This is a genomic window from Herminiimonas sp. GW821-FHT09C12 (genome assembly GCF_059416385.1).
Window position 1 is genome coordinate 1,487,638 of record NZ_JBWKPC010000001.1, and the last position, 17,787, is coordinate 1,505,424.

At 51.0% G+C, this 17,787-nt stretch carries 18 protein-coding genes; 2 read left to right on the plus strand and 16 right to left on the minus strand.

The features are described from left to right. Window positions 1-53: 53 nt before the first annotated feature. Window positions 54-1,994: a dynamin family protein gene (locus AC07N2_RS07120; protein WP_494777610.1), complete on the plus strand. Its 1,941-nt coding sequence runs from the start codon at window positions 54-56 to the stop codon at window positions 1,992-1,994. A gap of 6 nt (window positions 1,995-2,000) precedes the next feature. After that, complete coding sequence (gene mutY / locus AC07N2_RS07125; RefSeq protein ID WP_494777611.1) at window positions 2,001-3,161, plus strand: A/G-specific adenine glycosylase; 1,161 nt, start codon at window positions 2,001-2,003, stop codon at window positions 3,159-3,161. Window positions 3,162-3,169: 8 nt separating this feature from the next. On the opposite strand, the gene AC07N2_RS07130 is transcribed toward mutY, so the two are convergent. The 16 genes from AC07N2_RS07130 to queF form a co-directional block, all read right to left on the minus strand. Next, complete coding sequence (locus AC07N2_RS07130) at window positions 3,170-3,796, minus strand: LON peptidase substrate-binding domain-containing protein (protein WP_494777612.1); 627 nt, start codon at window positions 3,794-3,796, stop codon at window positions 3,170-3,172. Window positions 3,797-3,860: 64 nt separating this feature from the next. Continuing rightward, entirely contained in the window at window positions 3,861-4,724 is an 864-nt protein-coding gene (gene rapZ / locus AC07N2_RS07135; protein ID WP_494777613.1) for an RNase adapter RapZ, read from the minus strand. Between the two features lie 57 nt (window positions 4,725-4,781). Further along, the gene (gene hprK, locus AC07N2_RS07140) at window positions 4,782-5,723 is read right to left on the minus strand and encodes an HPr(Ser) kinase/phosphatase (RefSeq protein ID WP_494777614.1); all 942 of its coding nucleotides are present in this window, start codon (window positions 5,721-5,723) and stop codon (window positions 4,782-4,784) included. Between the two features lie 48 nt (window positions 5,724-5,771). Further along, a complete protein-coding gene (locus tag AC07N2_RS07145; RefSeq protein ID WP_494777615.1) occupies window positions 5,772-6,245 on the minus strand; it encodes a PTS sugar transporter subunit IIA in 474 nt (157 codons plus the stop codon). A gap of 219 nt (window positions 6,246-6,464) precedes the next feature. Continuing rightward, window positions 6,465-7,211 (minus strand): glycosyltransferase family 2 protein, encoded by a 747-nt coding sequence (locus AC07N2_RS07150; protein WP_494778129.1) that lies wholly within the window; start codon window positions 7,209-7,211, stop codon window positions 6,465-6,467. Beyond that, window positions 7,211-7,930 carry a 3-oxoacyl-ACP reductase FabG gene (fabG, locus tag AC07N2_RS07155; RefSeq protein WP_494777616.1) on the minus strand — a complete coding sequence of 240 codons (720 nt, stop codon included), beginning with the start codon at window positions 7,928-7,930 and terminating at the stop codon, window positions 7,211-7,213. The genes AC07N2_RS07150 and fabG overlap by 1 nt, the downstream gene beginning before the upstream one ends. Further along, the gene (locus AC07N2_RS07160; RefSeq protein ID WP_494777617.1) at window positions 7,927-8,361 is read right to left on the minus strand and encodes a hotdog family protein; all 435 of its coding nucleotides are present in this window, start codon (window positions 8,359-8,361) and stop codon (window positions 7,927-7,929) included. Before AC07N2_RS07160 ends, fabG begins: the two co-directional genes overlap by 4 nt. Continuing rightward, window positions 8,358-9,146: a beta-ketoacyl synthase chain length factor gene (locus tag AC07N2_RS07165; RefSeq protein ID WP_494777618.1), complete on the minus strand. Its 789-nt coding sequence runs from the start codon at window positions 9,144-9,146 to the stop codon at window positions 8,358-8,360. The genes AC07N2_RS07160 and AC07N2_RS07165 overlap by 4 nt, the downstream gene beginning before the upstream one ends. Beyond that, window positions 9,143-10,324, minus strand: a complete 1,182-nt coding sequence (locus tag AC07N2_RS07170) for a beta-ketoacyl-[acyl-carrier-protein] synthase family protein (RefSeq protein WP_494777619.1) — start codon at window positions 10,322-10,324, stop codon at window positions 9,143-9,145. The genes AC07N2_RS07165 and AC07N2_RS07170 overlap by 4 nt, the downstream gene beginning before the upstream one ends. A 46-nt stretch (window positions 10,325-10,370) precedes the next feature. Next, window positions 10,371-12,701, minus strand: coding sequence for an MMPL family transporter (locus tag AC07N2_RS07175; protein ID WP_494777620.1), 2,331 nt, complete (start codon window positions 12,699-12,701; stop codon window positions 10,371-10,373). Further along, on the minus strand, window positions 12,694-13,269 hold the full coding sequence (locus AC07N2_RS07180; RefSeq protein WP_494777621.1) for a LolA-related protein: 576 nt from the start codon (window positions 13,267-13,269) through the stop codon (window positions 12,694-12,696). The genes AC07N2_RS07175 and AC07N2_RS07180 overlap by 8 nt, the downstream gene beginning before the upstream one ends. Before the next feature lie 6 nt (window positions 13,270-13,275). Beyond that, the gene (locus AC07N2_RS07185) at window positions 13,276-14,160 is read right to left on the minus strand and encodes a lysophospholipid acyltransferase family protein (protein ID WP_494777622.1); all 885 of its coding nucleotides are present in this window, start codon (window positions 14,158-14,160) and stop codon (window positions 13,276-13,278) included. Continuing rightward, window positions 14,153-15,850, minus strand: coding sequence for an ApeI family dehydratase (locus tag AC07N2_RS07190; protein ID WP_494777623.1), 1,698 nt, complete (start codon window positions 15,848-15,850; stop codon window positions 14,153-14,155). The genes AC07N2_RS07185 and AC07N2_RS07190 overlap by 8 nt, the downstream gene beginning before the upstream one ends. Next, complete coding sequence (locus AC07N2_RS07195; RefSeq protein WP_494777624.1) at window positions 15,802-16,329, minus strand: COG4648 family protein; 528 nt, start codon at window positions 16,327-16,329, stop codon at window positions 15,802-15,804. Before AC07N2_RS07195 ends, AC07N2_RS07190 begins: the two co-directional genes overlap by 49 nt. Before the next feature lie 25 nt (window positions 16,330-16,354). Continuing rightward, the gene (locus tag AC07N2_RS07200) at window positions 16,355-16,618 is read right to left on the minus strand and encodes a phosphopantetheine-binding protein (protein ID WP_494777625.1); all 264 of its coding nucleotides are present in this window, start codon (window positions 16,616-16,618) and stop codon (window positions 16,355-16,357) included. 319 nt (window positions 16,619-16,937) lie between these two features. Beyond that, on the minus strand, window positions 16,938-17,777 hold the full coding sequence (gene queF, locus AC07N2_RS07205; RefSeq protein WP_494777626.1) for an NADPH-dependent 7-cyano-7-deazaguanine reductase QueF: 840 nt from the start codon (window positions 17,775-17,777) through the stop codon (window positions 16,938-16,940). Window positions 17,778-17,787: the final 10 nt, after the last annotated feature.

The following is a 17,787-nucleotide window of genomic DNA, read 5'->3' on the forward strand; positions in this document are numbered from 1 at the left end:
AGTGCTAGTGTCGCTCTGGGCGCACGTCATAAAACAGGATAAAAGAGGTTCACGTGAGTAATCTGGTGCAAAAGTTTCAGGAATACAGTGACTGGCGCAATGGCGTCAAAAGCGCACTGGAACGCTATCGCGATTGCGTGGATGCCGGCGACCTGTCTGATAGCGCTAGTGATCAGCGTTTTCTGCAAACGCTTTCCCGCCTGAACGAAGATAAATTATCGATTGCCTTCGTCGCTGAATTTTCGCGCGGCAAATCGGAGTTGATCAACGCGATTTTCTTTGCCGATTACGGCCAGCGCATTTTGCCTACCTCTGCCGGTCGCACCACGATGTGTCCGACCGAATTGCTGTATGACGAAACTTTCCCTCCTTCGATACGCCTGCTGCCGATAGAAACGCGTGCAGAAGCACAATCGACCAGCGATTTCAAAACACAGAATCAAGTATGGACAGTATTGCCGCTTGATACTTCGTCTGCCGACGGCATGCTGGAAGCCTTCAAGCAAGTCAGTCTGACCAAGCGCGTGCCGATAGAAGAAGCGGCGCGTTACGGCTTGTACGATGAAACCGATCTCGACATGGTGATGGCGGTGGATGACGAAGGCATGGTTGAGATTTCGCAATGGCGTCACGCAATCGTGAACTTCCCACATCCTCTATTGCAACAAGGTTTAGTCATCGTCGATACGCCGGGTTTGAATGCGATCGGTACCGAGCCTGAGTTGACGTTGAATCTGATTCCAAATGCGCATGCAGTGTTATTCATTTTGGCTGCCGATACCGGCGTGACCAAGAGCGATATCGATATCTGGCGCAATCACATCGGTGGTACAGGTGCTGGCCGTATGGTGGTCTTGAACAAGATAGACAGTATGTGGGATGAACTGCGTACACCTGCCGAAGTCGAGCAACAGATACGCATGCAAGTCACCAGCGTGGCGCAAACGCTTGATTTGTCCGAGCGCCAGATATTCCCGGTCTCTGCGCAAAAAGGTTTGGTGGGAAAAATCAATCTCGATGCACCGCTGCTGGCCAAGAGTCGTTTGCCTACGTTGGAAAACGCATTGTCCAACGAGCTGCTGCCTGCCAAGCAAGACATCATCCGCACGCAATTGATGGCGGAAGTCAATGAGCTCACTTCGTCCAAGCAAGCCTTGCTATCGTCACGGGTACGCAATGTGGTGGAGCAATTGATCGAACTGAAAAGCTTGCGTGGCAAGAATCAGAATATCTTGCAGCACATGATGAAGCGCATCGATATGGAGAAAACCGAATTCGATGGCAGCTTGTTTAAATTGCAGGCGACGCGCTCCGTATTTGCACGCTTGTCGACGGAAGTATTTACGCATCTCGGCATGGGCGTATTGAAAGACAATATCAACAAGACGCGCGATGCGATGGAGAAAAGCAAATTTTCTTCAGGCTTGCGTCAGGCGGTAAAAGAGTTTTTCCAGCAAGCTTTGCATAATCTGGATTTATCTTCGCAAAAAACAGATGAAATCGGCGAAATGATGTCGGTCATGTACCGCAAGTTTTCGACCGAACATGGTCTGGCCTTGTCGACACCGATGCCGTTTTCTCTGGAAAAATACAGCAAGGAAATTTTAATGATCGAACAGCTGTATCACAAGCAGTTCGGTGCGGCGACCATCCTGACCACGCCGCAAGTAGTGTTGATGCAAAAGTTTTTTGATTCCATCGCATCGCGCGTCAAACAAAGCTTCTTGCAAGCCAATCGCGATGTGGAAGCCTGGTTGAAAGTGGTGATGGCACCGCTGGAAGCACAAATCGGCGAGCACAAAGTGCAATTGAAACGTCGCAAGAAATCGATAGAAAAAATCCACGTAGCAACTGATAGTCTGGAAGAAAAAGTGCTGGCATTTGAGCAAATGCAATTTGAGCTGGATACGCAACGCGCAGCATTAACGCGTTTGGAAAATGAATTGAAGACAGCGATCATGGCGCAGTTGGATTCTTACAAAGCGGCGGCCTAGATCTAGATGAAACGTGTAGTCAGTGAAGCCAGCAGTACCGCAGCCTCCCCGGATAAATTATTGAAGGAGTCGGCTGCAACATTAGTCGATCCAAGTTTTTCCCACGACGTGATTACATGGCAAAAGCAGCATGGTCGCCATGCCTTACCTTGGCAGAATACGCGCGATGCGTATCGCGTCTGGTTGTCAGAGATCATGTTGCAGCAGACGCAAGTTGCGGCGGTGATTCCGTATTACCTGCGCTTTCTCGAATCCTTTCCCACGGTCCAGTCACTCGCAGCCGCACCTTCTGAAGAAGTAATGGCACATTGGAGCGGACTGGGCTACTACTCGCGTGCGCGCAATTTGCATAAATGTGCGCAGACCATAGTGGCTGAGTACGGTGGCGTGTTTCCCAGCGATCCTGCGCTGCTGGAACAGTTGGCGGGCATAGGTCGTTCAACGGCGGCGGCGATTTCTGCATTTTCTTACGGTACGCGCGCTGCGATTCTGGACGGTAACGTCAAGCGCGTATTCGCACGCGTGTTTGGTGTCGAACGTTATCCTGGTGAGAAAGCGGTTGAAAATGAGATGTGGCTGCGTGCAGTTGCCTTGTTGCCAGAGAGTGGCGTAGAAGCGTACACGCAGGGCTTGATGGATCTGGGCGCGACCTTGTGCACGCGTAATCGTCCATCGTGTCAGCGTTGTCCCTTGGCGCATCGCTGCGTGGCTTATGCGAGTGGCCGGACGAATGAATTGCCAGTTCGCAAACCGAAAAAAGCAGTGCCGGAAAAAGAGACAACGATGTTACTCATCGTGGACAAGAATCAAGTCTTGTTGGAGCAGCGTCCGGATAAAGGAATTTGGGGCGGCTTGTTATCACTGCCGGAAATCGCGTCTGAGGCAGAGGATGGTAAGGCACATTTCGATACAGCCTTGGCACTGGCGATTGCGCCCTTCGGTGTGACTGCATCGTTGGAAAAACTGCCAATGTTTACCCACGTGTTCACACATTTCAAACTACATGTGACGCCGTATCGCATCGCCTTAGCGCGTCGTCTGGAACGTGCCGGGCAAGATAATTATGTCTGGTATCCGGCAGATAAAATGGCCGATGCGCCATTGCCAGCGCCGGTTAAAAAGCTGCTGCTCGCAGTATTTCGCGAACCGGATTTGTTGTCCCAATAATGCTTGCTTCAGATGATTTGATGCTGTTGCAAGTATTGCTGAATGATCGTCAAGCGAGTTTGCGGATCGTTTAGTTCCAATAATTTCTGCCGTGCTTTCAACGGTATCGGCAGAATCTCACTCCATCGATTTGCCACCCAGCCTGCGTCGTTCAGATGCAGCGTTTCTGCAAACGGACTTTCAAAATCCGCGCCTTGTTCGGCACGACCTTTGACATTGATATCGTGAATGATGAGCTTGAGCGTATCGGCGCAGGGTTCATATTGTTTCGTCAGTACGCTGGGGCCGTCGTGGTCCAGCATTTCAACGCGCGCTTCCAGATGCTGATCCTTATGTACACGTGTTTCCAGAATGCGGAAGCGTGCGCCACCTTCCGTGCGCAATAACAGCACACCAAGTTGCGGTGCATTCCAGTCGGTGATGTGCGCAAGACAACCTACATCTTCAGGTTCCGCCGCTGTACCGACTTCATGCCCTGATTTGATCAAGACTACGCCGAATGGCGATTCGCGCTTCATGCAATCGCGCACCATGTCGACGTAGCGTGTTTCAAAAACCTTCAGTGGGAGTATGCCGCCTGGGAACAGGACGGTATTGAGAGGGAAGAGAGGAAGCCAGCGTTCGTTGTCAGACATGGTGGGAAGCGCGTCAGTAATGGGCGAATGCAGTTTGCTTGTACTGGTTTAGACAGCCCTGAGATCAGCTCAGTTCGCGATGTCGCAATATGACATGTTCATGGGCGCGAAAATATTCGGCAAGTTGCTCAACCATGTAGACAGAGCGATGCTGACCGCCGGTGCAACCAATAGCAACAGTCAGATAACTGCGATTGTCATTCTTGAAAGCAGGCAGCCATTTTTCAACAAAACCGCGTATGTCTGCCAGCAATGCAGCGGCATCAGGTTGCGCTTGCAAGAACTCTTGTACCGGTGCGTCGCGACCAGTCAAAGGTCGTAAAGCCAGATCGTAATGTGGATTTGGTAATACTCGTACATCGAATACCAGATCGGCATCGAGTGGGACGCCGAATTTGAAGGCAAAGGATTCGAACAATAGTGTCAGAGGTGATCGGTCTGTTTCCATCAATGCTTTCAGCCATGCGCGCAATTTATTCGCGTTCATGCCGGAGGTGTCGATGACGTGGCTGACTTCTTCCACGCCGGACAGCATTTCGCGTTCTTCGCGTATGCATTCCGTCAGTGTACGTCTATCGGCCGCTGCATCGCTGGTAAAGCCGCGATGTGAGAGTGGATGGCTGCGACGGGTTTCAGAAAAACGCGCGATTAGCGAATCCGTCTTGGCTGTCAGGAATAGTACTTTGACATCATGCCCTTGACTTTGCAGCCAGGCGATATCTGCCGGCAAACCGATCAGGGAGCTTGCACTGCGTGCGTCCATCGCGATTGCCAATTTATCCGCATGTTCTTCGATGCGGGTAGCAACTAGCGCGCGTAATAGAGTAGGCGGGAGATTGTCGACGCAAAAATAACCTGCGTCTTCGAGGGCATTAAGTCCGACAGATTTGCCGGACCCGGATATTCCAGTGATGAGAATGATGCGCATGTGGTCATGATACCGCAAGCACAAGAGGAAGGTTGTGACACCGCAACTTCTCGGTTTTTATTCGTCGCTTTCCATCGCTTTTTGCTGGCGCACCATGAAGTCTTTCAGGGTGTCGATGCCACGCAATTGCAGAATGGTATTGCGTACGGCCGCTTCCAAAAGAACCGCCAGATTTCGGCCGGCTTCGACCGGGATTACAACTTTGCGGATAGATAGACCGAGGATTTCTTCGCTTTGCGATGGCAGAGGCAAGCGTTCATAGCTTTCTTCCAGCGTGCTGCGACGAACCAGATGCACGATCAGCTTCAGACGCATTTTGCGACGGACTGCAGTTTCACCGAAAATCGTACGGATATCGAGCAAGCCTAGGCCGCGTACTTCCAATAAATTTTGTAGCAGCGGCGGGCAACGACCTTCAATCATGTGCGGCGCGATGCGCGCAAATTCGACGGCATCATCGGCCACCAAGCCGTGGTTGCGTGAAATCAATTCCAGACCCAGCTCGCTTTTGCCGAGGCCGGATTCGCCGGTAATCAACACGCCTACACCCAACACGTCCATGAACACACCATGCATGGTGATGCGTTGTGCCAGTTTTTTCGACAGGTAGACGCGTAGATAATCGATCACCTGTGCAGCAGGCAAGGGCGTGGAGAACAAGGGAATATTCTTGTCGTCGCAAATTTCCATGATGGTGGCTGGCGTTTCCAGACCTTGCGCGATGATGAAGGCAGGTGGTTCGCCGGCGACTAGTTCGGCGGTATGGTGCGCACGTCCATTCGGCGACAGGCGTTGGTAATACTCGACTTCCTGATGGCCGAAGACCTGGATACGGCCCGGATGGATCAAGTTCAAGTGACCGACTTGGTCCGCTGCCGATGTCGCATCGCCGGAAATTTGGCGCTCACCACCGGGAAATCCCGCAAACCATCCTAGCTGTAGCGATTCACGGTTGTCGTCGTAGAGTTGCTGGATGGAGAGCGGTGTCGGTAGTGGCATGTGGTGGACGCAGGCAGGGACAGATACGCACCGGAAACAGTGCGGCGGTTAGTTGGTGCTTTGCAGGCTAGGTTGCCACGTGATCAGGCGCGCATGTACAGCCGCTGGATCTTCGATAGTTGCGAGCAAGTTACGGAATGTTTCATCGGAAAACATTTCTGCCAGTTCAGACAGAATTTCCAGATGTTGTTGCGTCACATGATCGGGAATCAACAAAAAGATCAGCAGATTGACCGGTTGGCCATCTGGCGACTCAAATGGAATTGGTTGTGCCAAGCGGACGAAGGCAGCCAATGGCGCTTTCAATCCCTTGATACGACCATGTGGCACGGCAACGCCATGACCGAGGCCGGTCGAGCCAAGCCGTTCGCGCGCGAACAGATTGTCGGAGACGACGGAACGGGCAATGCCACAATTGTTTTCGAAAATTAAACCAACCTGTTCAAACGTACGTTTTTTGCTGGATACGTCCAGATCAAGGACTACGTTGGCAGGGGGGAGAATTTGACTTAAATGGTTCATGGTGCGACGCACAAAAAAAGGACTCTGCGAGGAATTATAGGCCTATTCGATGGCAATAGGGCCTGAATCGGGAAAGCTGAGTGGGTGCTGGCCTGTCTGTTGCAGATAAGACGCACCTTTTTAAGGCGGCTTGCCATAGCTATTGCTTTTTTATTTTTTGATGAGTCGATTAAAGCATAACTAGGCGGAATTTGTAAGACTGCCGGCTTACTCATAGATCTATTGCTTATCGTGCAAGCTCTGAATCAAGCCTCTCAAATACAGGCCGCGCGACAGTAATTTCCACGTGATCATGCGCGTGATGAGTGCAATATCCAGTACGGGACGGAAATGGCTGGCACGTGCATGTACTGCGTAGATTGCTGGAATTTTGACCGGTACGCTACGGATACCCAGACGTGCTGCTTCTATCAATATTTCGCTTTCGAATACGAAGCACGATGATTTTTGATGATTTATCTTGAGCTGCTCCAGCAAGTCGACTGGATAAATGCGGAAGCCGGACTGGCTATCGATGATACGATAACCCGCTGCCCATGAAATCCAAAAGTTTGCAAACTGGTTGGCGTTGTAGCGTGCGCGAGGAATATTTTCTTTTTCGTGCAGACGCGATCCGATTACGATGGCGTTTTCTGCAGTGCGAAAGCGATCAATCAAGCGTGGAATATCCTCAGGACGATGCTGACCATCGCCATCTAATGTAATGATGCCCAGGCGAGCATGCGTGCGTGCAGCTTGTATGCCATCCCACAAACTTGCTGCCTTGCCTTCATTGCGTGCGTGGCGCAGCAGGATGATATCCAATCCGTGCAGTGCGTCGGCAGTGTTATCTGATGAGCCATCATCGACTACGAAGACATGGCGTACATAAAGTAAGGTGCGTTCAACCAGATCGCGGATAGTCGCTCCTTCGTTAAATGCCGGGATAACGACCGCGAAATCTTCCTTCGGATAGGCCGTTGTCATCACGCCATTGCTCCATTGATCGAAATGATTTGCCCGGAAATATAGGCGGCGTCATCTGATACCAGGAATTTGACCAAGGAGGCGACTTCATGCGGTTGGCCCGCGCGCTTCATGGGTACGATTTGATCAATTGCAGTTTGTGAAAACACATCCTGCGTCATCGGCGACGCGATAATGCCAGGCGCAACGGCATTGACTGTGATGCCACGCGAAGCCAGTTCAAGTGCCAGCGATTTTGTCGCACCATGCAGACCCGCCTTGGCAGCAGCGTAATTGGCTTGTCCCCGATTGCCCATTACGCCAGCGATAGATGACATGTTGACGATGCGGCCCCAGCGCGTCGCCATCATGGAGAGCAATAGAGGTTGTGTGACGTGGAAAAAACCATTCAGAGAAATATCGATCACGCGTATCCATTGCTCGGACTCCATGCCGACCATCAAGGCATCGTCATGCGTTCCTGCATTGTTGACGACGATCTGAATTGCGCCATCTTTCAAGAGTTCTTCCAGAGCATGACTGGTTGCTGCGGCATCGGTGACATTGAAACTGCTTGATTGCGCACTGTGGCCGGAAGCAATGAGTTCCTTTACCAATTCATCCGCTGCTGCCGGATTACTATGCGCGTGCACAATGACGTGTATGCCTTCAGCGGCAAGCTGACGGCAGATGGCTGAGCCGATCGCGCCGCTACCGCCTGTGACGAGTGCGCGTTTCATGCAGATTCTCCTTCGAGTACAACGGCGACACGGCCTTGCACCAGGATTTTTTCCTGTGCAGAAAGTGTAAATTCGTAAATCGAGCGTCCGCTTTCGCTGATCAGCTTTTTTGCATCTACGATCAGGTCATCGCTTACCGTATCCAGTCGGGCTATGGTCCAGCTTACATCTTTTGCATTTGCCAGATAACCTGCGCGCGGTGCATGTGGATTATCTGCTAGCAAACCGCCATGTACAGCAATTGCTTGCGCGCCGTATTCAATGCCGGATACCGCCAGTAAGCCCTGTGCACTACGCAAAGGATGTTGTGGATCGCGATGACTGATGGCGGAACAGCGGATGTGATTGTCGTCCCACGATATTACTTCGTGCAGCAGGCACATAGAACCCTGATGCGGAATCAATGCCGCGATATCGATGTGCGTTTTCATGGCTGTATTGTGACCATTAAGCTGCGATTGAGGTAATCGAGATGGATGGTTTGTGCCGCAGGAGTTGCCAAGGCTGCCAACAGAGGAAAGCCATGTGCAGCCGGATTGCTCAGGAACGAGGCCGGCAAATCGGCAGGCAAGGCTGTGGCTGCGCAATGATCAACCACAGTTATCTGTAATTTGGCCATCGTTTTATCCGTGCGCTGATTCGTCAGCAGCAAAGAGATTGCGCAATCCAGTGCGGTTGGGCGCAATGCTGAAAATGGTTCCGGGAAGCGCATATCGTATGCCGTCATCAGGACGTCTTGCTGCTCATCGATGGTTTGCACGGCGGCTTCCAGCAACGCTGCGGAAAAGGTGTCGTCGAATGCACAAATCGTCGTCGATGCCTGTGTTAATCCAGCCGCGATGCTCCAGTAGCCGGATGCTGCGTTATGGACAGAGTTGGCAAAACGGATTGGAGAAACGTCAGGTTCTTCTTGCGCCAAACTATCAGCGATCTGATGGATGATCTGTCCGTCACCGTCGGAGCTGGCAAATACACAGGCTACAGGGCGTGTCGTTTCAGTGCTGTGTGTAGCAAGTGCTTCGTAAGCAGAGCTCAAGGCGAGGCGAGCAGAAGTAATGCAACGCCGTCTTTCTGTGGCAGGCAGAATGGCTGGGGCAATTGTCGGCAGTTCGCGCCAGACGTAAGGTGTGTGGCCACTGAGAATGGGCTGCGCTTCTAGCCATCCGACCATGCCGGGAGCAATGACTCCTACGCTTTCGATGAAGACTTCAATCATGCGCGCGGCTTTCCAAATAGAAGACTGCAGTTGGTGCCGCCAAAACCGAATGAGTTGCTGACTACATTGCGTAGTGTTGCCTTGCGATTGCTTTGTATAAAATTTGCGCGTAACAAGGGATCGACTTGCTGTGTATTCGTTGCGCCAGGTATCAGATCATGTTGCAGACAGAGCAGGCTGATAACCGCTTCCACGATGCCCGCTGCGCCCAGCGTATGGCCGGTTGCACCTTTGGTAGAACTGCACGCAACTTCAGTGCCGAATACTGCAACAACGGCGACATCTTCCGAAGCATCATTGCTGGGAGTACCAGTGCCATGTAGATTGATGTAATCGATATCAGCTGACGATAAGCCTGCTCTATTGAGAGCGGCTTGCATCGCTTGTTGCGCACCCAGGCCTTGCGGATGCGGTGTTGACATGTGATAAGCATCGCTTGATTCACCGTAGCCCAATAGCGCCAGTTCGCCCTGTTGTTCTTTTTCCAGCAAGGCAAAACCGGCTGCTTCGCCGATAGAAATGCCGTTGCGATCCTTATCCCAAGGGCGACACGGTTGTGATGAAGTCAGCTCAAGCGCAGTAAAGCCGTAGAGTGTTGACCACGATAGTGAATCAACGCCACCGACCACGACGGCATCGCATAAGCCTTGCCGCATGAAACGTGCGGCACTGGCGAATACTTTTGCGCTGGAAGAACAGGCCGTGGAGATTACATAAGATGGGCCGCTGACAGCGAGCGATAGCCGTACAAAGTCTGCCAGTCCGAATAAATTATGTTGTTCGCGAAAATGCATGGATGCAGGCCATGCGCCATTCATTTTTTGGAAACGAAATGCGATTTCCGTTTCCAGATTGCCGGAGGTTGATGTGCCGAGAATGACACCAACACGATCCGCACCATACGCTGCTTTGGCACGCTCAACTGCAGAAATGAATCCGTCTTGTTGTAAACCGATTTGTGCCAGGCGGTTGTTGCGGCAATCGTAAGCGGATAAGGCAGCAGGAATTCTTTCTTGTTCTACGCCTTCGACACGACCTATCCAAGTAGGAATTGGGTTTTCCTGAAAGTCATTTTCGCGCAGGCCCGAGTGTTCTGATTGCAACGCGTGCAGCGTTGTCTTCAAGCCATGTCCCAACGCGCTGGATACGGTAAAGGCGGACAAATAGATAGGTTGCAAGATCAAGTCCGTGGGCTGAAAGTGCTGGCGATTATAGCAAAGCGCATCATGCTGATCCGGTACGAGTTGGGCGCGCCAGTAAATAGGCGCAGATCATACTCAATACTGCACCGATAGTGACGGTTTGTCCGATGGCATGCAAGACGGGCAAGCTGGATAAGGTCAGCGTGCCAAATGACAGGAAAGTCGTCAGACCACAAGTAATCAGCGACAGATGATTGCGCTGAGTGTCGTCGGCGCTGGTTTCTTCACGGTTGAAGAAGATGGAATAATTCAAGCCTATCCCTATAACCAGCAGCATGGAGACTAGATGGAATAGCGTCAATTTCTCACCCAAGACGATGACAGTCACGGCGATACTGAGTATCACTGCCGAGATGACCGGATATAGCACACGCAGTGTGAGTCGCCATGAACGCAGGCTGACTAATAGCAGCAACGTAATCAACACCATGCCGAATGCAGATAAATGCAGCGCTTCGTCACGATAGGTGCTGATCAGGTGGCCTGTATCGTCTTTCAGGTCTATGGCGCGCAATCCTTTTTCTTGTAAGGCTGGTAACGCTGCTTGCAGGCGAGCTGGATCGCGTACGCCGCTCAAGGTGATCAATGCGACTGCGCCTTGTTTGTCATCCAGTAACAATGAACGTACCTTCAAGCCGAGTGAACTGTGGTCGAGATCTTCTGCTTTCAGCAAGGCTTGCTGCTTCGCGGCTGCAATATCCTTGATGAAGGGTGCGAAAGCATCGTTACGGAATGGTAAATCCACCAGCGCCTGCTGCACGTTATTTGTAAGATCCTTGTCGTTTGGCAAGGCTGCTTGACGTTGCATTTGCAGGGATGCGCTGGGCAAATAGTTGGAGGCCATATCGAAGCCGCCGATCACGCCTTCGTCTACTAATTTCGATAAATCGGAACGCACTTGTTCGCTTTGCTGCAGTGCTTGTTCGCGATCCTTGCCGGCAGCAACGAGTAAGTAACGTACATCCGGTGCGCCTAATTGATTGCGCAATTCCTGATCCAGTTTCTTTGCCGAGGCAGAAACGGGACTCAAGCTCGCCAGATCGTCGTCCCACAATTGGTGGCGTTGCACAAACAGTGCGGCGAGAGCGATTAATACCAAGGGCAACACCAGTACACGCCAACGATTGCCTGGTGATAATTTGATAGGCAGGTGTTCCAACTTGCGTGAAGTGAGCGTAGAGCCTGCAATGACGGGCAACACGAAATAGGTAGTCAAGCCAGCGACAGCAACACTGACCAGCGATAGCAAGCCCAATTGCGCCAATCCAGAGAAGCTCGATAGCAACATCGCAATCGAACTAAAGGTCGTGGTCAGAATTGCCAGCCGCAACGTCGATCCGACGCGTAGCAATGCATTGCGAACAGGCTCACCGCGAGCAGTGTGGAGGAAGGCGTAATTAGGATAGTCGACAGCTTCCCCGATCAGGGTGGCAGCGAATGCCAGCGTAATCCCATGCACGCCACCAAATACAAGAGATACCGCAGCAGTGCCGATCAGCAGGCCTGATATCGCTGGCACATATGCCAGCATGGTCAAACCGATGGAGCGGTAGGTTAGCCATAGCACCAGCAATACTAACGTCGATGCAATGACGGATAAACGCCACGAATCACTTTCTATCAGTTTGCGGGATTCTGCAGCAAAGACGCCGGTGCCGGACAGTAAGAGCTGCGCCTGACTTTTTTCTTCTTTTGCTGCGTTGGTGAATTGTTGACGTATGCTTGTGAGGATGTCTTGTTGCGCGTTGACGTCCATGCCGGACGCTGCCGTTTGTGCGATCAATAGAGCACGGCTGTTATTTGTCGCAAACCATACGCCATCGTGCATGCTAATTTGCGCAGCTGGTGTCCATAGCGAAAAAATACGTGCCACTTCGCCGGTCGGGTCCATGGGGATCAACTGTTTGGCAAAGGAGCCGCCTTGCGATGACAGCATTTGCGCGCTGGCTTGTAATGAGGCTTTTAAGGCAGCGACATCGAAATGTTTTTCTGTAATTGCAGGACTAAGCAGATATCGGTAGCGCAGCAAGATATCGCGTTCATTTGTCAGCGCATTGAATTCTCCGTTATGGACAAAGGTAATGCGCTGATCTTGACGCATGGCATGCGCCAGATTGCGGCTCAGGTTTGCCAATTGTTCCTGCGTATCGCCTTCAATGCCGATCAGGATCAGGCGCGAGGCAGGGCCTTCGCGTAATTGATCCAACAGGAGTTGCTGAGTGCGATCAGGTGCGGTGGGTAAAAAACCGGTTAGATCAGTGTAGATCTTGGTATGTGCGACAGCTATCCATGCGCTGAAAACGAGCAGCAATAACCAGCATGCGACGATAGCCTTATTGCGCAACTTAATCATGTTGAATCGTCATGATGGAGCGGTCGCCACCAGCTTCTAATATATCGACCAATGTCATGCGATTACCCATTCCTTCTATACGCAATATCTTGACGTTTTCGCGCATGGCATCGTCTGATGGCGACAGAGTGAGCGTCCAGCGTGCAGCGCTTCCTTCGAGACGCACATCGTAGAAACGCTGCAGTGTTTTCAAGTCGCCAGCCAGCGTCGCACGTATGCTTTCAACAAATGCCCAGATGGGTGGATTGCTTTGCAGGCGGATGCTGCGCTTTTTATTAGTGGCATTGTTTTGCCAAGTGAGCTGATCGCCTTCTACTGTGATGACTTCATCTTGCGGCGACAACGCATGTTTTTCGACAAAGCCAGGACGACGATAGGTGAGCGTGCCGCTTGATTCCAGTGGTGCTTTCAACAAGGCGAGTGTTTTCTTTTCAGTAAAACGACTTTGACTAGCTTCTACCTTTGCCATTGTTTCCATCAATTGCGGCAAGCCCCAGGATTGCGCCGAAGCACAAAGCGGAGAAAAGAAAAACAGGCATGTCAAAAGAAGGCGTGCGGGATTAAGCATGGCGATTTATTTCCAGTAATCGAAAAAATTAAACCAGTTGAATGGTGCGAGACGGCAGTAATGAGCCAGTCTGTCCGCATAGCGTTGCGCCCACTCATTTATGCGTTGATTACGTTGACTGCGATCAACTGTCGGGTCGGCTTCGAAAATTTCAAAGTGCAGATCATAGCGTTTGCCTCCCTGGTACAAGCCAAAAAACAGTATGACCGGTGTTTTTAAAATGGCTGCTAATGCAAATGGTCCTTGCGGCAAGGTGATCTGACCGTCGAGAAAATTACATTCGACATTTTTTGTGCTTTTAAATGTACGGTCGCCAAGGATGCCGACGATTTCGCCGCGCTCTATGCATTCCTGCACTTTCAGCAGGGTATCGGCTTGACCTAATGTTATGACACCGGGTTGAATCGCCGGGTTCAAATTACGCAAGATACTGTTCAATTTGTCCGCATGTTCGTCGTGCATGAGTACGTTGACGGGTAAGTCTTGATCGAACATGCCGAGTGCTCGCAGTACTTCAAAACTACCCAGATGTGAGCCGAGCATGATGCAACCCTGTTGACGTAATAGAGGTGCAACGGCGTCATAGCCTTGAATGCGAATATCGAAATAGTGGTGTTGCCCTGACAGCAGGTAAATACGATCGTGAATAGTGCTGGCAAACGTATGGTAGTGCCGCACTACATCTATCCAGCGTGGTTTGTGCGGCAACACTCGACGCAAGTAATTGAAGGAACTACGACGTGCGCTACCAGAAAAAATAATGAAGTATGCGCAAATCGGCAGCAGAAAAATACGACCGAAGCGACGACCCAATTTGAGCGTTACCCACGCGAGAGCTTGCATGGCAAACAGGCTGCCGCGTTCAGACTGATCTAGCCAACCTTTAGCCATGTTCCGCACCTTGCAATTGCAGCAGGCCGTTGGCGATCAGCGTTTGCTCGTAATGAATCGCGAACTTGAGTGTTTGTGTGGCAGTTGTGCTGAAGCTGATGACATATTCCTGTCCTGGTTTCAGTGGAATATGAAATTTCACCTGCTTGACGCCACTGATATGGGCATGAGCGCTTGCAACGTTCACAACTTCAGATAACAGCAATAAACCCGGAACGATAGGATTGCCAGGGAAGTGCCCGGCCAACGCAGCATGGTCGGACGGCACTGTGCCGATGTGACGCAGAGTATTGATATCTTTTGTCCTTGCACATGTTTTGGCTAGTTCAGCGAGTGCTGCACGCGATAGTTTTCCATTGGCATCGCGTGGTAAGCGCTCAACCTTGAAAATCGGACGCGGAATAAAAACAGGATCGATGTGCAGGCGTAATGCAGCAATGACTTGTGCGTTTGTCAGACTATCCGATACAAAGAAAGCGCTTAAGCGTTGCTCAACGTGAGTGTTGCTGCTGTCGGATTCAGTTTGAAAAAATACACCATCCGTAATGCCATCAATGGCAAGCAAGACTACGTTCAGCTTGACCAGTGAGGTACGCTTTCCGGCGATCTTGATCATATCTGTCAGCCTGCCTTGCAGACTGAAGTGTCGTGCATCATATTGAACAATGCTGTCAGATAATGCAAAAGAGGGCAGCGCACGCGGACCTTCAATCCATGCATTTTTTTCGTCATGGCGTAGCTGAAAATCATCGCACAATGTCCATTGTTCATCTTGTGCCGGACGACGTGCAGCAATCATTCCGGCTTCGGTGCAGCCATAAATTTCATGCAGCGGTAAGTGCAGTAAATTTTCGACCGCCAAAGCGTTTGTTTTATCCAAAGGCATCGTGGCCGAGATGACGCCAGTAATACCGGGAATATATTTATCTTCCGTGACACATGCACGCAAGTGCAAAGGTGTTGTCATCAACCACACAGTTTGATTGACTTCGCTCACAGCTTGTTCAATATCAGCAGGTAGGTGCGGGCGCGCATGATGAATCATGCAGCCCCACTGCAGCGGATAAATGATGGTGCTTTCCATGCCGAACATATGTTGCGGCGCGATGGTTCCCACGATGCAGGAACCAATAGCTGGTGCAAACGTATATTGCAATTGATTTGCACCCTGGACCCACATACCCCAAGTCTTGGCATGCGCAGTCGCTGGTCCAGTACTGCCTGATGTGAACAATATCGCTGCAATTTGATCGGCTGGTATCGTAGGAATTGCATACGCCTGCGTATTGTCAGTTACTGGTGTCGAGCGTATGTCGAAGCCAGCAAGACCTGTGGGAAATGCTTGATCGGACAAGTAATAACTGTCCTCATAATCCGTGGCGATTTGGGTTAGTACGTTGGTAGCGCGGCTCGACGGCAGGAGCGTTATTTGTTGGCGTAACAGTGCAGCTGCAAAACCGAGTAAAAAATAATAACGGTCTTCGCACAAGTTGATGGCGTATTTTGCTTCCGGCAATTGTGCAGCGAGTGCTGTTGCGTGATGAATAAATTCCTGCGCTGTCACGATACGGTCGTGCACATAGGCCAAAGGCGTGTCTGCATCGAAATGACGTAGTAAGGCGAGTGAGCTGGAATAGTTATTCATCGCTGTCGACGCATCCAGAAGGGGCCGGATTTGATCAATAACCATGCAAGATTCAAGGGATTTGCATGTGGCTGATCGGGGAAACGCTGCAATCGAAAAAAATATTCACCGATGAACAGAATTGTTACCAATACATAGCTGATTAGGCTGGTGAATATTGCCCACCACGCAGTTTTACCTGATAAGGCCAGCAACGTTGCAACCGCCGCCATCGCGATGAAAAGGATAGTCCAGATGATGGTCAGTTTGCGCGTGTAATTAGCAATCGGTGCAGGTAAATCGGGTTCATTTAGTTTCAAGAATTGTTGCCGTTCAATTTGTGCGAATACGCTGATCAAAGGCATACGTCCTTTGCGCAAAGTGCTGCCGAACAGCCACGCGAGCCAGAGATTAAGCAAGGTAGGTAAAAACAGCAGCACTGCATGAGGAAGATCCGGGCGCAGCAATAAGGCCCAATGTGCCAGCAAGGGATAGCAGAGAACGAGCCCGGTTACGGCCAATTTACGTAAAGCCTGAATGGACATGGGCGCGCGCAATGGCAGGTGCTTGTTATTTGGCGCGATGTTGATCGATATGACTGGCCAAGGCATGTAATGAAGAAAAAATGTGCGCATTTTTTTCATCGTCAGAACGCAGCTTGACGCCATATTTTTTCGATACGGTCAGCGCAATCTCGAGTACATCCAGCGAGTCTAGGCCAAGATCGGTGAACAGCGATTGCGCAGGATCGATATCTTCAGGTTTGATTTCGAGATTGAGCGTATCGACGATAAGCACAGCCAGTTCGCTTTCGAACGCAGTTTTTTGATTCATGATTTCTTAAGATGGTGGCTGCCGTCTGACATCAGGTGGCTATCCAATCTGTTTCCTGGTTAAAGTTTTGGTGCGACAAGACTGCGCGGATCAAATCCTGCGCCCAAAATATGCATGCAGCGTATCTATGCTTATAAGGAGTCGTTCGATCCGGAATGGTTCATGCTGGCACCTTATCTCTTGGTGATATGAGGCAAGCAGTAACCCACATTTTTATTATGAATATGGCGCAGAACAGCGCTGGCCGGGCATTTTAACGGTAGCTGTCAGACGTGACAAGCTTGCCGCAGAATAGCATCGTTTATGTTGCTTAAAGACATTATTGTCGTGCGTTACGAGCATTTGAAGGTTGCTTGCCAGTACTGAAATTACTGCGCCAAGGATTGATGTCCAAACCACCGCGTCGCGTATAGCGTGCATAGACGGCAAGTTTGTGTGGTTTGCATTGACGCAGGATGTCCATGAAGATGCGCTCGACACATTGTTCATGAAATTCATTGTGTTCGCGGAAACCAATCAGGTAATGCAGCAAGCCAGCCTGATTGATTTGTGGGCCCACATAATGTATCTGTACGCTGCCCCAATCCGGTTGGCCGGTCACCAGACAATTCGATTTCAGCAAATTTGAAACCAGTGTTTCTTCCACTACTGGCTCATCGAATGTCGCCTGTAACAGAGATGCGTCCGGCGAATAATCTGATACCTCAATATCCAGCCTATCCAGCAACATGCCATCGAGTTCACCCACAGCTACTTTGGAAAAATCTTCCGGTAGCGTCAGCGTAATTTGTACCGGCGCGCCAAAACCTGCCGACAAATCGGCGCGCAGCAATTCCAGCAAGGCATCGGTGCCGCCCAGCTTGGTTTGATTGAAGGAATTCAGATAGAGCTTGAACGACTTCGATTCGATGATGTTGGGCGAGTCGGCAGGGGCCATGATCTTGGCGATCGCTATTTGCGGTTTGCCGCGCATGTTCAGCCACGATATTTCGTAGGCGTTCCAGATGTCGACGCCGAAGAAAGGCAGGTCGCCGGTGAGGCCGAGTTCGTCGCGCTTGCCCTGGCGTGGAATCGGAAACAGCAGCGACGGGTCGTATTGCGTCTGATAAACAGACGGTTTGCCGAGCGGCGATGCTTCTGGTTGATGTGACTTGGTCATGGCAGCAGCT

What these genes read in the sequence shown, in the direction of transcription:
- AC07N2_RS07185 (WP_494777622.1), bottom strand. Translation starts at nt 14,160, where the DNA reads ATGGCTAAAGGTTGGCTAGATCAGTCTGAACGCGGCAGCCTGTTTGCC.
- mutY (WP_494777611.1), top strand. Translation starts at nt 2,001, where the DNA reads ATGAAACGTGTAGTCAGTGAAGCCAGCAGTACCGCAGCCTCCCCGGAT.
- rapZ (WP_494777613.1), bottom strand. Translation starts at nt 4,724, where the DNA reads ATGCGCATCATTCTCATCACTGGAATATCCGGGTCCGGCAAATCTGTC.
- AC07N2_RS07180 (WP_494777621.1), bottom strand. Translation starts at nt 13,269, where the DNA reads ATGCTTAATCCCGCACGCCTTCTTTTGACATGCCTGTTTTTCTTTTCT.
- fabG (WP_494777616.1), bottom strand. Translation starts at nt 7,930, where the DNA reads ATGAAACGCGCACTCGTCACAGGCGGTAGCGGCGCGATCGGCTCAGCC.
- AC07N2_RS07190 (WP_494777623.1), bottom strand. Translation starts at nt 15,850, where the DNA reads ATGGTTATTGATCAAATCCGGCCCCTTCTGGATGCGTCGACAGCGATG.
- AC07N2_RS07145 (WP_494777615.1), bottom strand. Translation starts at nt 6,245, where the DNA reads ATGAACCATTTAAGTCAAATTCTCCCCCCTGCCAACGTAGTCCTTGAT.
- AC07N2_RS07130 (WP_494777612.1), bottom strand. Translation starts at nt 3,796, where the DNA reads ATGTCTGACAACGAACGCTGGCTTCCTCTCTTCCCTCTCAATACCGTC.
- AC07N2_RS07175 (WP_494777620.1), bottom strand. Translation starts at nt 12,701, where the DNA reads ATGATTAAGTTGCGCAATAAGGCTATCGTCGCATGCTGGTTATTGCTG.
- AC07N2_RS07200 (WP_494777625.1), bottom strand. Translation starts at nt 16,618, where the DNA reads ATGAATCAAAAAACTGCGTTCGAAAGCGAACTGGCTGTGCTTATCGTC.
- queF (WP_494777626.1), bottom strand. Translation starts at nt 17,777, where the DNA reads ATGACCAAGTCACATCAACCAGAAGCATCGCCGCTCGGCAAACCGTCT.
- hprK (WP_494777614.1), bottom strand. Translation starts at nt 5,723, where the DNA reads ATGCCACTACCGACACCGCTCTCCATCCAGCAACTCTACGACGACAAC.
- AC07N2_RS07165 (WP_494777618.1), bottom strand. Translation starts at nt 9,146, where the DNA reads ATGATTGAAGTCTTCATCGAAAGCGTAGGAGTCATTGCTCCCGGCATG.
- AC07N2_RS07150 (WP_494778129.1), bottom strand. Translation starts at nt 7,211, where the DNA reads ATGACAACGGCCTATCCGAAGGAAGATTTCGCGGTCGTTATCCCGGCA.
- AC07N2_RS07195 (WP_494777624.1), bottom strand. Translation starts at nt 16,329, where the DNA reads ATGTCCATTCAGGCTTTACGTAAATTGGCCGTAACCGGGCTCGTTCTC.
- AC07N2_RS07160 (WP_494777617.1), bottom strand. Translation starts at nt 8,361, where the DNA reads ATGAAAACGCACATCGATATCGCGGCATTGATTCCGCATCAGGGTTCT.